Raw genomic sequence first — 13,570 nt, 5'->3', positions numbered from 1 at the left:
CGGCCCGCCGGTTGCATGGGGCGCCGCAAGGGCCCCTCAAAGTCGCTTCGAGAGGACTTTGTAATGTCTCGTGTTCCATCGTTGTCCAGTCCGTTCCTGCTGGGATTCGACGAGATCGAGCGTGCGCTCGACCGCGTCGTAAAGGGCGCCGACGGCTATCCTCCGTACAATATCGAGCGGTGCGACCGGTCCAACGGGCAGCCTGAAAAGCTGCGCATCACGTTGGCGGTGGCGGGCTTCACCCGCGACCAACTCGATGTAACTATTGAGGAAAATCAGCTCGTCATCCGCGGCCGCCAGCAGGACGACAAGGCTCGGCAATACATCCATCGCGGCATCGCCGCGCGCCACTTCCAGCGCACTTTCGTGCTGGCGGAGGGGATGCAGGTGCTGGGCGCGGATCTGAAGAACGGGCTGTTGTCGATCGACCTGGCCAGGCCAGAACCTGAACGGGTCATTAAGACAATCGCTATCAATGAACACGAATAATAGAAACAACGAGCGGACTCGACCGCTTATCTGACTGAGGAGTCGAGACCATGAGTGAGCTGAGTACCACGACCATCGAATCCACCAGCGTCACGCCGGAAGCACTGGCTCATCTGGGCGAAGGCCACATCGCCTATGTGAAGCAGGTCCGTTCCGAGGACGTGCCCGACCTCTTTCCGCAGGCGCCGAAGATCGCGCCCGGCCTCAAGCTGTTCGCACTACATGCCGCCGACGGCACGCCGATCATGCTGACCGACAGCCGCGAAGCCGCGATCGCCAACGCCTGGAGCAACGAGTTGCAGGCCGTCAGCGTCCACTGACGCACGGCTGAAGCATCCGCCGATACAATGCGCGGGCAGGCCTCGACACCGAGACGGCCCGCGCTTTTTTATTGGGATGAGGTCGACGTGGCCAGTAGCGGACCCATGCTGAGCTGCACCTCGCCGGGCACGCTATAGTCGCGCATCAGCATCCGGTTGTTGCGCAGCCCGCAGGCCTCCCGCTGCACCACGAACATCCAGAGCGCATGACCGGCTTCCCGCACGAGGATGCGCCGGGCCTGCTGCCTAGCTTCGGAGGGCGGATGCGCGGCATCAAACTCCCGGAGCCTGGCGAGCGCCTGTTCCAGCGCGCGGCCCATGCGTCCGAGCGCGCTCGCGCTTTCTTCGGCGAGTTCGTAGGCGAGAACGTCGACGGGAACGCGATCAAGGCGAAAGTCACGGGACATACCGATCCCTCGGGTCGCAAGCGCGATACTATCCCCGCTTGTCTGGCGCCACAGGCCGGATGTCAATACACGCTCAGGTCAATCGCGCGCGGATGTCCGGCTTCAGCACCTTGCCGACCTTGGAACGCGGCAGGTCGTCCCAGACCTCGATCTGCTTCGGCGTCTTGATGCTGCCGATCTGCTGCTTGACGAACGCAGCCAGCGCTCCCGCGTCGACGGTGTGGCCGGCGCGCGGCTGCACCACGGCGACGATGCGCTCGCCCCATTTGTCATCGGGCAATCCGATGACCGCACAATCCTGCACAGCTGCATGGGCGCGCAACGCGTTCTCGACCTCGATCGAGTAGACGTTGAAGCCGCCGGTGATGATCATGTCCTTGGCGCGGTCGACGATGTAGAGATAGCCGTCGCCGTCGATGTAGCCGATGTCGCCGGTGTGGTGCCAGCCATGCACTGATGCTTCGCGGGTGGCTTCCGGGTTCTTGTAGTAGCCCTCCATGACGAGCGAGCCGCGCACCACGATCTCGCCGCGCGATCCCGCCGGCAAGAGCTTGCCGTCGCCGTCCATGATGCCGGCCTGCACCAGCGGGCCGATCCGCCCCGCGGACGCAAGGCGCTCCAGCGCGATGGTGCCGTCCGCATTGTAATGGTCCGCCGGCGCCATCATCGAGATCATCATCGGCGCCTCGGTCTGGCCGAACAGCTGCGCCATCGGCCCGATCCGCCGCAAGGCTTCGGCAAGCCGGGTCGCCGAGATCGGCGCCGCGCCATACCAGAAGCACTGCAATGAGCTGCGATCGGTCGCGTCGAGCCTGGGGTGATCGAGCAGCATGTAGATCACGGTCGGCGGCAGGAAGGTGTGGGTGACGCGATAGCGCTCGATCAGCGCCAGGAACTCGCCGATGTCGGGGTGGTGCATGATCACGATACGGCCGCCCAGCGTCATGATCGGAAAACACAGCACGCCGGCGGCGTGCGTCAGCGGCGCCAGCGCGAGATAGATCGGGCGGCCCTCGAACGGGTAGCCCATCAGGGTCAGCGCGGTCATTGCCTCGATGTTGCGCCCCGACAGCATCACACCCTTCGGCTTGCCGGTGGTGCCGCCGGTGCCCGGGATCATCGCGAGATCGTCGATCGTGTCGCGCTGATAGACATCACCGGCGAGCCCGCCGAGCCAGTGGTCGAACGACGGCGCGAACGGCAGTTCGGTATCGAGGCAGACCAGCGCGCGCAGCTTGGGCAGATCCTGACGCACGGCGTCGACCATCGGGGCGAAGCTCGAATGAAACAGCAGCAGGCTGCAATCGAACTGATCGAGGATGAACTTGTTCTCGGCCGCCTCGTTGCGCGGATTGATCGGGCACCACACCGCGGCGGCGCGCGAGATGCCGAACACGCAGGCAAACGCGAGCGGATCGTTGCTTGAGAGGATCGCGACTTTCTCGCCGGGCGTGATGCCGGATCGCTCGAGCCCGCGCGCGATGCGGTAGCTCAGCCGTTGCACCTCGCCATAGCTGAGGTCGCGGCCATCCATCGTGAGGCACGGCGCGTCGGCGCCGAGCGAGGCACCCTTATCGAGATAATCGATGAAGCGCATGGCGGGTCTCGCGAAAGGGGGGCGGGTGACGCGCGACTGCGTCACCCGCAGTGCGTCTTCGAGCAAAGCGGATACCTGTCCGCTTGACGAAAACGCTTCAGGGAACGGAGTGCTGAGCCCCGATCCGATCGGGGCTCAGGCCTAGTCGTGGACGGTCAGGACCGGCTTGCCGACCAGGCCGAAGCTGCGCAACTGCCCGAGCAGCTCATGATGGCCGAACGCCTGGCAGGCCGAGGCAAAGCCGACGCGCTTGGGCGGCTGCTGCAGCAGGTGCGCGGCAGCATAGGCCTGCAGCATGCCGGTCTGCTTGTAGTTGCTGTTGCCGTAGATGACGCAGTGCGCGCGCCCCAGCGGGCCGGAGGCATACACCGAATCCAGCGACTTGTTGACGCGCGGGTTCTCGCGCGGCGGCATGGTGTTCATCACGCCGGCCGCGGTCTGCGCCAGCGCGGCGTAGCGCTCATCCGGCTTCATGTCCTTGGTCGCCTCCAGCGCGGCGGCGACGATCTGCGGCACGCCCAGCATCAGCGCGCGATTGAACACGCCGCCCAGCACCTTCACATTGGCGACGCGCGGATCGCGCTTGAACCACACCGGGTGCGAGGTGCCGCCCCAGGGCAGCGCCAGCGCCAGCTCGTGCTGGCCGGGGATAGCGAGGCTGGTGAGACCGGCATCGGGCTGATGCTCGACGTATTTGTTCTGCTCGAGGTAATAGGCCTTGGCCATCGCGGCGTTGACCAGGATGGTCTGCGTCGAGGCGATGGTCGGGCTGCCGCCCCAGAACACGGCGATATCGAGCGTGTCGAGGCCGGGCGTCTCCAGGCAGAGCTGCGCGGCGATCTCGCCGGTGGTGTACATCTGCGCGATCCCCGGCGCCAGCAGCAGGCCGGCATTGCCGAACTTGGTGCCGAACTCCTGCTCGAGCGTGATCAGCCAGTCCTGCTCGCCCGTCGTATCGGTGTAGTGGCACCTGGCGGCGAGGCAGGCCTGCACGACCTCAATGCCGAACTTGGCGAACGGGCCCACGGTGTTGAGCACCACCGAAGCGCCCTTGAACAATTCGGTCAGCGCGCTCGCGGTGTGCGGCACCGTCACCACTTCGTAGTCGGCCGTCTCGATGCCGGCCACGTTCGATTTCATCGCGGCGTTGAGCTTGTCGGCGCTGCGGCCGGCGGCGATGAAGGGGATGTTGTATTCGCGCAGATATTCGCAGACCAGCCGGCCGGTGTAGCCGGATGCGCCATAGACGATGACGGGCTTCTTCTCGCTCATTGCGTTCCTCCGAAATGCCTGTTGTCGGCTTGTTGCTACATGCCCATGCCGCCGTCGACCGGCAGGCCGATGCCGGTGATGAAGCGGGCATCGTTCGAGCACAGGAACACCGCGGCGTCGGCGATGTCGGTGACCTCCGCGAGCTTGCCGAGCGGCGTCTGCTCGACCACCGAGCCGACCGCGGCGTTGACGTCGGGCGCGAGGCCGATCTTCACGATGTCGTTGGCGAGCTGCAGGCCCATGTCGGTCGGGATCAGGCCGGGATAGATGCAGTTGACGCGCACGCCGTAGCCGAGCTTGCCGGCTTCCATCGCGCCGACCCGGGTCATGCGATCGACCGCGGATTTGGTGCCGGAATAGACGGCGATGCTCGGGAAGGCGATCGTCGCGGCAACCGAGGCAATGTTGACCACGGCGCCACCCTTGCCTGCGGCGCCACCCGGCCGCATCGCGCGGAAGGCGTGCTTCATGCCGAGCACGGTGCCGACGATGTTGACGTCGCACATCCGCCGCGCGTCCTCGGCCTTGATGTCGGCGACCAGCGAGGTGATCTCGATGCCGGCATTGTTGATCAGGATGTCGAAGCCGCCCAGCGTCTCGACCGTCGCGGCGGCGGCGCGCTCCCATTGCGCATCGTCGGTGACGTCGAGCTTGGCAAAGCCGGTCTTCACGCCGGCCCTGGCGATCGCGCCGGCGGTGTCTTTGCCGACGCTTTCGAGAATATCGCCGATCATGACCGCGGCGCCGGAGCGCGCCAGCGCCTGTGCGATCGCAGCGCCAATCCCCCGGGCGCCGCCGGTCACCAGGGCTTTCCTGCCTTCGAGGCTCTTCCCACTCATGACGTAGTCCTCCCTTTGCTTGCTGATTGATGGTGCTGCGGACGGGGGCAGCGCGGGCCGGGGCGCTTCGCGCATTTGGAGCGCATTGGTGGTCGCGGCCGGCGGCGGCGGGGCGCAGCCTTGGCGCCCCGCGGTGCATTTCCTCCTGTTTTGTCGATTGGTCAGCCGTCTTGACGGTTGTCCAAATTATTGACCCAACCCTCGTCCAGGAACTTGACGCTTGTCAAGCCTGAATTTGACAAGTGTCAAAGAGGATGCTGTGAAGAGATGGAGCGCGCCGCGGTTGCCGCGGTATAAGCTGCTGAAAGGAAGAAGAGGAAAGGCACCGGATGGCGCGGCAAGCGACAGGAGCGGCCCAGCGTGTTGCCGTAGCGGCCGAGACGCTGCGCGACGAGAAGTTCAACGCACGGCGCATCGAACTTGCGGAGGCCGCGCTTGAGACGCTCGGCGAACTCGGCTTCGCGCGCACCAGCCTGCGCGAGATCGCGCAGAACTCCGCCTTCACGCACGGCGTGTTTCACTACTACTTCAGCGACAAGCTCGATCTGATCTGCTGCTGCGTGCGTCACTACAAGGCGAAATGCGTGACGCGCTATGACGAGGTGGTGACGACTGCACAGAGCCGCGACGAATTGACCGAAGGCTTCCTCGCCAAGCTCGCAGCGACGCTCGAGAATGAAGCGCGCATGCATCGACTCTGGTACGATCTGCGCTCGCAGGCGATGTTCGAACCGGCATTTCGCAAGGATGTGCTCGAGATCGACAAGAGCCTGGAAGCGATGATCTGGCGCATCGCCACGCGCTATGCCGAGCTCGGCAACAAACGCCCGGCATCGTCACCGGCGGCGCTCTACGCGCTGTTCGACGGCCTGTTCCAGAGCGCGCTGCTCAGGCATCTCGCAGACGACAAAAAAGCCGTTCCGGACCTGCTCGACGAAGTCCGCCGTCTGCTGCCGACGATCTGCTGAGACGTTGCGACGTACACAGCTTCGTAGCCCGGATGAAGCGCAGCGGGGATTTGTGCCGGCGGCGAGACTTTCCCGGATTGCGCGGAGCCTGTCATCGGGCGCGCGTTCGCGCGACCCGTTGGCTCCATCCGGGCTACGGGAATTCAAACATCAACAACGCATTGGCGAACGTCATCACGTGACGCATTGGCTATGCTCTGGTGACAGCTGCGCGAACGAGTTCGCTGACGCGAACGATTACGCCGCGCTCGCCGGCGGCAGCGCGAGCACCGAGTAGATCGCCTGGGCGTCCCGCGAGGCGCGCAGCTTCTTGGCGACGTCCTGGTCGCGCAGCAGGCGGGCGATGCGCGCCAGTGCCTTGAGGTGGTCGGCGCCGGCGCCTTCAGGCGCCAGCAGCAGGAAGATCAGGTCGACCGGCTGGCCGTCCATCGCCTCGAAATCGATCGGGCGCTCGAGGCGGGCAAAGAAGCCGAACAGCTTCTCGAGCTTCGGCAGCTTGCCGTGCGGAATCGCAACGCCGTAGCCGACCGCCGTGGTGCCGAGCTTCTCGCGCTGCAACAGCACTTCGAAAACGGCACGCTCGTTCTGCCCGGTCAACGCCGATGCACGCGCGGCGAGTTCCTGCAGCGCCTGCTTCTTGCTGATGACTTTCAAAGCCGGAAGTATCGCCTCGGGTGCGACCAAATCGGTAATCGGCATTGGGACGTTCCGAGGTGAATGAACCGTCAGGTTGCGAAATAGGCTTTACAGCGGCGGCGTCAAGAAGTTGAGGTGGGATGCGGGCTTAGCCCGGGTCCAGCTGGCAGGGCTTCTACTCCAACGTATCGGCGGTGCCAACACCTGCGAACCCTGTTCCGCCCCCTTATTCCTGGAGGCGGCGGACCATAAGCAGGGCTGGCTTCGGACGTCAATGCCATCGGCCAACTATCCTCAGGGGCTCACCGCGGGCGGATCGACCCAGCCGACATTGCCGTCCGTACGGCGGTATATGATGTTCAACCGGCCACTGCCGCCGTGCTGGAACACCAGGCAGGAGGCGCCGGTCAGGTCGAGCTCCATCACGGCTTCGCTGACCGACAGCCGCTTCAGCGCGGTGGTTGCCTCGGCAATGATCACGGGGCTGTATTCGGTGACCTCGTCCTCGTTCTCGGGCGCCTCGATCACGTAGCTCGGCGCGTCGAGGCCTGCGCCGTTCAACTCGGCAAGTGCGGCGGTCGCGGCGTAGGCCTTGCGCGCGGAGCGGTCCTTGAGCCGGCTCTTGTAGCGGCGCAGACGCTTCTCGATCATCAGGAGCGCGGCATCGGCGCTGGCATAGGCGTCGGCGGCGTTGGATTCGGCTTCCAGCGTGATGCCGGAATCCAGATGCAGCGCGCAGTCGGTGCGGAAGCCGAAGCCATCCTTGCTCAGGGTGATGTGACCGGAATAGTTGCCATCAAAATACTTTCGCAGGACCTCGTCGGTGCGCTCGCTGACGCGCGCGCGAAGCGCCTCGCCGATGCTGATGCTCTTTCCCGAGATACGAAGGGTCATTTGATGCCTCGATTGCTGGATGCCTCGATCACTCTTGCTGGAGCATGATGCTTGCTGGGCTTCCGGTAACCTCCCTCTCTGGACGACGCTTCACCTGGAGATTGAGACTATCCCGATTTGGCGCGAACGCAACGAGCGCATGGGCCGCTCCGTACTCGGACGGGGGCATGCTCAAGAAGTAACCTAAACGGGGGCTGTATCGCGCGACCGGTCGGATGAGGAGGCAGGGGCCGAAAGGGCATTACCAAGCATGCTCTGTTTGTCACGGCGGCGCTGCACCGAGGATGGTATCCGCATCGCCTCGCGATATTTCGCGACGGTGCGGCGGGCAATATCAATGCCCGAGGCCCGCAAACGTTCCACGATCGTGTCGTCGGACAGGATCGCTGACGGCGCCTCGCCGTCGATCAACTGCTTGATGTGGTGACGCACCGCTTCGGCCGAATGCGCCTCGCCGCCGTCGGCGGACGCGATCGACGCGGTGAAAAAATACTTCAATTCAAAACTGCCGCGATTGGTCGCCATGTATTTGTTGGCGGTGACGCGCGACACCGTCGATTCATGCATCTGGATCGCGTCCGCGACCGCTTTCAGATTGAGCGGCCGCAGATGCGCGACGCCATAGGTGAAGAAGCCGTCCTGCTGGCGGACGATCTCGGTCGCGACTTTGAGGATGGTGCGGGCGCGCTGATCGAGCGCGCGGACCAGCCAGGTCGCGTTCTGCAGGCAGTCGGTGAAGTACGACTTGTCACCGTCCTTGCGGATCGTCTTCGACAGCTCAGAGTAATAGGTCTGGTTGACCAGCACGCGCGGCAGAGTGTCGCTGTTGAGCTCGACATGCCAGCCGCCATCGGGACCCGGACGCACATAGACGTCAGGCACCATGGTCTGCGTCCGCGAGGTGCCGAACTTCAGCCCGGGCTTCGGATCGAGCCGGCGGATCTCCGCGATCATGTCGGTGATGTCTTCATCGTCGACGCCGCAGAGCTTTCGCAAGGCCGCGATGTCGCGCTTGGCGAGCAGGTCGAGATGCTCGACCAGCGCCTGCATTGCCGGATCGTAGCGATCGAGCTCGCGCAGCTGGATCGCTAGGCACTCGCTCAGGTTACGCGCGCACACGCCCGGCGGATCGAATTTCTGCAGCACCGCGACGACCTCGTCGACCGCTTCCTGCGATGCGCCGAGCCGCTCGGCAGCCTGGCCGAGGTCGGCCGGCAGATAGCCGGCGTCGTCGACCAGGTCGATCAGGTACTGCCCGATCATGCGTTGCGCCGGCGCCGAGAACGCCACCGCGAGCTGTTCGGCGAGGTGATCGGCGAGCGTCAGCTCGGCGGCCACGAAGGCTTCGAGATTGTACTCGTCGTCGCTGGAGGCGCCTCCGCCCCATTCGGTATAGACCGACGGCGGCGCGTCCTGCGCGGCGCGCGCGGCGGCTTCCGCCGGCTCCTCGGAGAACACGTTGTCGAGACCGGTATCGAGCGTCTGCTCGATCTCGGCGCGGGTGCCGAGGTCGCGGTTCAGCCATTCCTCCTGCCCGGGTTCGAAAGCGGCCTCGCCACCGGAACCCGCGGCCATCTCGGACGAGTCGCCCTCATCCCCGTAGCTGCTCGAACCGTCGGAATCGCCGTAGTCCGCCCGCTCCATGGTCGGCTCGCCCGCCACCGGGGGTTCCGGCCCGTCGGCCGCCCGCTCCAGCAGCGGGTTACGCTCCAGCTCTTCCTCGACGAAGGTCGACAGATCCAGGTTCGACAGTTGCAGCAGCTTGATCGCCTGCATCAGCTGCGGCGTCATCACCAGCGACTGCGACTGGCGGAACTCTAGTCTTTGCGTCAGCGCCATGGAGGCAAGATCGACCCTGAAAGTTGGCTCGATTCTTGCTTATCTTAGTCCGTGAAGCTTGTACACGGCTTGACGGATGCAATTTTTGGGGTAAGCGCGATCAGCAAAAGTGGACGTCCGGTTTTGCGTCCGATCGCGCGTCAGATTCTCTAATTTGCGCATGATCTTGTCGCCACACCGCTTCACACTTTGGCGGATCATGCGCTACAGGCGGAATTCCTCGCCAAGGTAAAGCCGGCGTACATCCGGATCGTTAACGATCTCCTCCGGGCTGCCCTCAGTCAAGATCTCACCGGCATAGACGATGTAGGCGCGGTCGGTCAGGCCGAGCGTCTCGCGGACATTGTGGTCGGTGATGAGCACGCCGATGCCGCGGTTGGTGAGATGGCGGACCAGGTCCTGGATGTCGCCGACCGCGATCGGGTCGATGCCGGCGAACGGTTCGTCGAGCAGCATGTAATTGGGCCGCGTCGCCAGCGCGCGCGCGATTTCAACGCGGCGGCGCTCGCCGCCGGACAGCGCGATCGACGGGCTTTTGCGCAGCCGCGTGATGTTGAACTCGTCGAGCAGCGAATCCAACTCGTGCTCGCGCTTCTTCTTCGAAGGCTCGACGACTTCGAGCACGGCGCGGATGTTTTGTTCCACCGACAGGCCGCGGAAGATCGAGGCTTCCTGCGGCAGATAGCCGATGCCGAGGCGTGCGCGCTGGTACATCGGCAGCTTGGTGACGTCGTGGCCGTCGAGTTCGATCGCGCCGCGATCGGCCTTGATCAGGCCGGTGATCATGTAGAACACGGTGGTCTTGCCGGCGCCGTTGGGCCCGAGCAGGCCGACCGCCTCGCCGCGGCGTACATAGATGCTGACGCCGCGCACGACCTGGCGGCTGCCAAAACTCTTTTCCACGCTATGCACAGCCAGATAGCCCGGCCGCTTGATCAGCTGGGGCGCCGCCGTGGCGTTGTTGCGGGCGGGCCGCGCACGCGCCGGTGCGGGCGCTGCGGCCGGTTGGGCTCGCAGCTCGACTGCGGGCGCCGACGCGGCGCGCGCCATCGGCGGTGCGTCGCGCACCGGAGACGTCAGCATCTCGCCGAACTGGTCGCCGAGCGCCGTGATGTCGTCATGCGCGCGCGCAAATCCGGAACTGCGTTTCGCAGGGCGCCGCCGGAACATGCCGAGAAAATCCACCATCCCCGCTTCGCTTCAGCCTTTCACGGATCCCGCGACTTTTGCCTGCGGACCAATCGATTCGCATGCGAAGGCGCAAGCATGAGCCGGAAAACTGAACACCGGCCTTCCCTGCGCAACAAAAGCGGACGCGTTTGCGGCGGAGATCATGCTCAAACAACACGGCAAAGCGCGATCGCCCGCGCCTTGAATGAATGGATGCCCCTCCGGCCGACAAGACTCCCCCTCAAGGCGCATCGTTCGGCCGGGCCGCAGCAGTAGATACAGCCTCACCCCGCGCGCTTCAACCTCGCGGCTGCAAAATATTATCTAATGCATTGATCTATCTTGCTTTTGATGGCTTGGCCAAAGCTGACGGGGGGCTTACGGGCTGGCCGCAGCCGGGGCGCCGCCAGCAACTCTGATGGCCATCCTCGCACCACTGGTCGGCTATTTCGGCTTGCTGCCGGGAATCAATTGAAGCGGCGACGGGGCGGCAGGCGCCGCGCCCGGCGCGGCCGGCGTTCCGCAGCCGCCCTTGCCGCTCTGGCCGCCCTGCGACTGGATGAACAGGCCCTGAACCTTGCCGCTGTCGGACTCGACCCGCGAGACGCCGGTGGTCATGTCGACCAGCAGACGATCGCCGCGCAGCACGTTCTGGCACTGGGTCAGCACCACCTGGCCGCCGCCGCCGCCGAGCATGGTGATCAGATTGGTCTTGGTGTCGAAGATCGCGGTCTCGCCGGTGACGACCTGGTCCTTCTGGGTGACGACGACATTGCCTTTCGCCTCGAGCCGCTTGATCGAGGACGCGCCGCCGGGCCCGGGCGTCGCCGACTGCATCGGCGCGGCACCCCCCTTGGCGGCCGCGGCCTTGGTGCCGGCCGGCGCGGGCGCCGGCGTCTGGGTCGACTTATCCTCGTAGAACACGACCAGGATCTTCGAGGTCATGGTGGTGTCGCCCTGCACGACCTTCACATTGCCGGAGAAGGTCGCCTCCTTCTTCTTGTCGCGCATTTCGAGCGCAGCCGCCTCGATCTGGATCGGCTGATCGCGGTTCTGCGAAAAGCCCTGCATGGCGTTGGGAACGCCGCTCATCGAGCCTTGCGCGAAGGCCGCGCCGCTCGCGAGCAGCGCAAGCAGGAAAGTCGCAATTGCCGTGCCGTACGGAAAACGTCTCATCATCAAAATCATTTCGGGTTGGCGGATTTGCGCGCCTTCGGCGGCGCCGGAGGAGGAGGCGGTGCGGGCTCGGCTTGCGGGCTCGGATTGTTGTCGCCGAGCTTGTCGAGATACATCACGACATTGCCTTCGAAACGCACGAGCTCGCCGCTGTTGTAGATCCTGAGCCGGTCCGATGTCAGCGTGCCCTGGAGCAGCTTGACGTCGACGTGCTCGTCCGACGACACGTTGCCCTTGTTGATGTCGACGAAGGCTTGAGTCAGCTTCGCTTCATAGCCGGTGGAGGATTGCAGGAAGATATCCTGGCGCAGATCGAGCAGTTGCTTCTTGTTGTCGAAGAAGCCGGTGCGCGCATCCATCGTTACGGTCGACTCGTCCTGCTGCGCGACCTTGGCGCGGATCGTCTTCAGCTCGACATGGTCGGGATCGGTGACGTCCTGGATCGCCGCCTTGGCCCACATCTCGTAGGGCCGCCCGTCGGCCGAGAAGCCGGCGATGTGCGGCGATTCCATCGTGATCTTGGTGCCCGACACCACGAGGTTGTCCATCTCGACCGGCAGCTTGGGGATCAGTTCGCGGAATGGATTGTAGACCGAGACGAAGATGATCGAGGCCATCGACAGCCCGACCACAGCGGGCACCGCGACGCGCAGGATCCGCACCATGCGGCTGTGCCGCGCGGCGGCAGCAAAGCGCGCCTCGAGGCCAGTCACATAGGCTGGATTCTGAACCGAATTCACCTGAGCTCCAGAGGCACGAAATTGCCCCTATTCTAGCCGGAGCCGCCCAATTATGCAGCCCGGACCTCGCGTCGCGCCCCCGCAAGGAGACCACGCGTGAACAGTTTGGCCGAAACGGGGCGGAACGGCCCCTGCCGCGACGAATTCGACGCCCATCATGAACGGCGAATTCATGAATGGGCGAAGATGTCCTCGGCCTCCCAGCCATCGAGATCGAGCCTGGCGCGGGCGGGAAGGAAATCGAAGCAGGCCTGAGCGAGGTCGGCGCGTCCTTCGCGCGCGAGCATCGCATTCAATCTGTCGCGCAGCGCATGCAGATGCAGCACGTCGGACGCGGCGTAGGCGAGCTGGGCTTCGCTGAGGCTCTGCGCGCCCCAGTCGCTCGACTGCTGCTGCTTCGACAGCTCGACGTTGAGCACCTCGCGCACCAGATCCTTCAGGCCGTGGCGGTCGGTGTAGGTGCGCGACAGCCGCGAGGCGATCTTGGTGCAATAGACCGGCGTCGGCATCACGCCGAAAGTGTTGTAGAGCACCGCGACATCGAACCGCGCGAAATGGAAGATCTTGGTGATCTTGGGATTGGCGAGCAGCGCCTTCAAGTTCGGCGCATCGGTGTGGCCCTTCGGAATCTGGATCACGTCGGCGGTGCCGTCGCCGTTCGACATCTGCACCACGCAGAGCCGATCACGATGCGGATGCAGCCCCATGGTCTCGGTGTCGATCGCAACGGAATCGGTGTAGCGCGTGAGATCGGGCAGGTCGCTGCGATGCAGGCGGATGGTCATGTATCAAGGCCTCGGGTCGGTTCGATTCGACAGGCGACACTAGAGCCTTTTCCGTTCCGATGAAATCGGAACGGAGCTCTAGACTCTTGTTTTGACGCGTTTTCTTTACGCGAACCGGTATCCGCTTCGCTCGAAAACGCTCTGCCCCAAACGCCCCGGATGCGAGCGGAAAGGCAGTTGCCGGGCGGCTCAGCCGGGCGTTACTCCCTGCTCTTGCCATATCCCGACACGGCTGCCCAGCATCGCGCCGACCCTGTTGCATTTGGATCACGCTGCAATTCAAACGATAGGCGCCGGGATGACCCGAGGCCCGGCAACACCCATATGAAGAAGCGGAAATCTCGCGGTTCTTGATCAACACTTCTGCGCTTTTTTCTGCGCTTTTTGCGTATCCGCGCCGATGAAATCCACGAGCGGCGCCCTATCTGTGGCCAGCCG

At 64.5% G+C, this 13,570-nt stretch carries 14 protein-coding genes; 3 read left to right on the top strand and 11 right to left on the bottom strand.

Annotated features, from left to right (window positions below):
* Nucleotides 1-63 precede the first annotated feature (63 nt).
* Nucleotides 64-489, top strand: a complete 426-nt coding sequence (locus tag ACVMB0_RS08525) for an Hsp20 family protein (RefSeq protein ID WP_212019554.1) — start codon at nucleotides 64-66, stop codon at nucleotides 487-489.
* 50 nt (nucleotides 490-539) lie between these two features.
* Entirely contained in the window at nucleotides 540-809 is a 270-nt protein-coding gene (locus tag ACVMB0_RS08520; RefSeq protein WP_456751218.1) for a BQ00720 family protein, read from the top strand.
* A gap of 68 nt (nucleotides 810-877) precedes the next feature.
* On the opposite strand, the gene ACVMB0_RS08515 is transcribed toward ACVMB0_RS08520, so the two are convergent.
* From ACVMB0_RS08515 to ACVMB0_RS08500, 4 genes are all read right to left on the bottom strand, one after another.
* On the bottom strand, nucleotides 878-1,216 hold the full coding sequence (locus ACVMB0_RS08515) for a DUF6665 family protein (protein ID WP_461345921.1): 339 nt from the start codon (nucleotides 1,214-1,216) through the stop codon (nucleotides 878-880).
* A 73-nt stretch (nucleotides 1,217-1,289) separates the two neighbouring features.
* Nucleotides 1,290-2,813: an AMP-binding protein gene (locus tag ACVMB0_RS08510; RefSeq protein ID WP_461345920.1), complete on the bottom strand. Its 1,524-nt coding sequence runs from the start codon at nucleotides 2,811-2,813 to the stop codon at nucleotides 1,290-1,292.
* Nucleotides 2,814-2,954: 141 nt separating this feature from the next.
* On the bottom strand, nucleotides 2,955-4,085 hold the full coding sequence (locus ACVMB0_RS08505; protein ID WP_461345919.1) for a DUF5938 domain-containing protein: 1,131 nt from the start codon (nucleotides 4,083-4,085) through the stop codon (nucleotides 2,955-2,957).
* 35 nt (nucleotides 4,086-4,120) lie between these two features.
* Nucleotides 4,121-4,924: an SDR family NAD(P)-dependent oxidoreductase gene (locus ACVMB0_RS08500; protein ID WP_461345918.1), complete on the bottom strand. Its 804-nt coding sequence runs from the start codon at nucleotides 4,922-4,924 to the stop codon at nucleotides 4,121-4,123.
* A 329-nt stretch (nucleotides 4,925-5,253) separates the two neighbouring features.
* Here ACVMB0_RS08500 and ACVMB0_RS08495 point away from each other — a divergent pair, with 329 nt between their 5' ends.
* Nucleotides 5,254-5,892, top strand: coding sequence for a TetR/AcrR family transcriptional regulator (locus ACVMB0_RS08495; protein ID WP_163153963.1), 639 nt, complete (start codon nucleotides 5,254-5,256; stop codon nucleotides 5,890-5,892).
* A gap of 237 nt (nucleotides 5,893-6,129) precedes the next feature.
* Here ACVMB0_RS08495 and ptsN read toward each other — a convergent pair whose 3' ends face one another.
* The 7 genes from ptsN to ACVMB0_RS08460 form a co-directional block, all read right to left on the bottom strand.
* On the bottom strand, nucleotides 6,130-6,591 hold the full coding sequence (gene ptsN, locus ACVMB0_RS08490) for a PTS IIA-like nitrogen regulatory protein PtsN (RefSeq protein ID WP_029082506.1): 462 nt from the start codon (nucleotides 6,589-6,591) through the stop codon (nucleotides 6,130-6,132).
* A 231-nt stretch (nucleotides 6,592-6,822) separates the two neighbouring features.
* Nucleotides 6,823-7,422, bottom strand: a complete 600-nt coding sequence (gene hpf, locus ACVMB0_RS08485; RefSeq protein WP_456751223.1) for a ribosome hibernation-promoting factor, HPF/YfiA family — start codon at nucleotides 7,420-7,422, stop codon at nucleotides 6,823-6,825.
* Between the two features lie 183 nt (nucleotides 7,423-7,605).
* Complete coding sequence (gene rpoN, locus ACVMB0_RS08480) at nucleotides 7,606-9,261, bottom strand: RNA polymerase factor sigma-54 (protein ID WP_461345917.1); 1,656 nt, start codon at nucleotides 9,259-9,261, stop codon at nucleotides 7,606-7,608.
* A gap of 204 nt (nucleotides 9,262-9,465) precedes the next feature.
* Nucleotides 9,466-10,449: an LPS export ABC transporter ATP-binding protein gene (lptB, locus tag ACVMB0_RS08475; RefSeq protein ID WP_456751225.1), complete on the bottom strand. Its 984-nt coding sequence runs from the start codon at nucleotides 10,447-10,449 to the stop codon at nucleotides 9,466-9,468.
* A 426-nt stretch (nucleotides 10,450-10,875) separates the two neighbouring features.
* On the bottom strand, nucleotides 10,876-11,610 hold the full coding sequence (locus tag ACVMB0_RS08470) for an LptA/OstA family protein (RefSeq protein ID WP_461345916.1): 735 nt from the start codon (nucleotides 11,608-11,610) through the stop codon (nucleotides 10,876-10,878).
* Between the two features lie 5 nt (nucleotides 11,611-11,615).
* Nucleotides 11,616-12,347, bottom strand: coding sequence for an LPS export ABC transporter periplasmic protein LptC (gene lptC, locus ACVMB0_RS08465; protein ID WP_461345915.1), 732 nt, complete (start codon nucleotides 12,345-12,347; stop codon nucleotides 11,616-11,618).
* Nucleotides 12,348-12,517: 170 nt separating this feature from the next.
* Nucleotides 12,518-13,132 (bottom strand): ribonuclease H-like domain-containing protein, encoded by a 615-nt coding sequence (locus tag ACVMB0_RS08460; protein ID WP_461345914.1) that lies wholly within the window; start codon nucleotides 13,130-13,132, stop codon nucleotides 12,518-12,520.
* Nucleotides 13,133-13,570: the final 438 nt, after the last annotated feature.

This window comes from Bradyrhizobium sp. USDA 4451 (assembly GCF_054822585.1).
The sequence above is the reverse complement of the archived record's forward strand: the minus strand, read 5'-3'. Positions and strand labels throughout refer to the sequence as shown.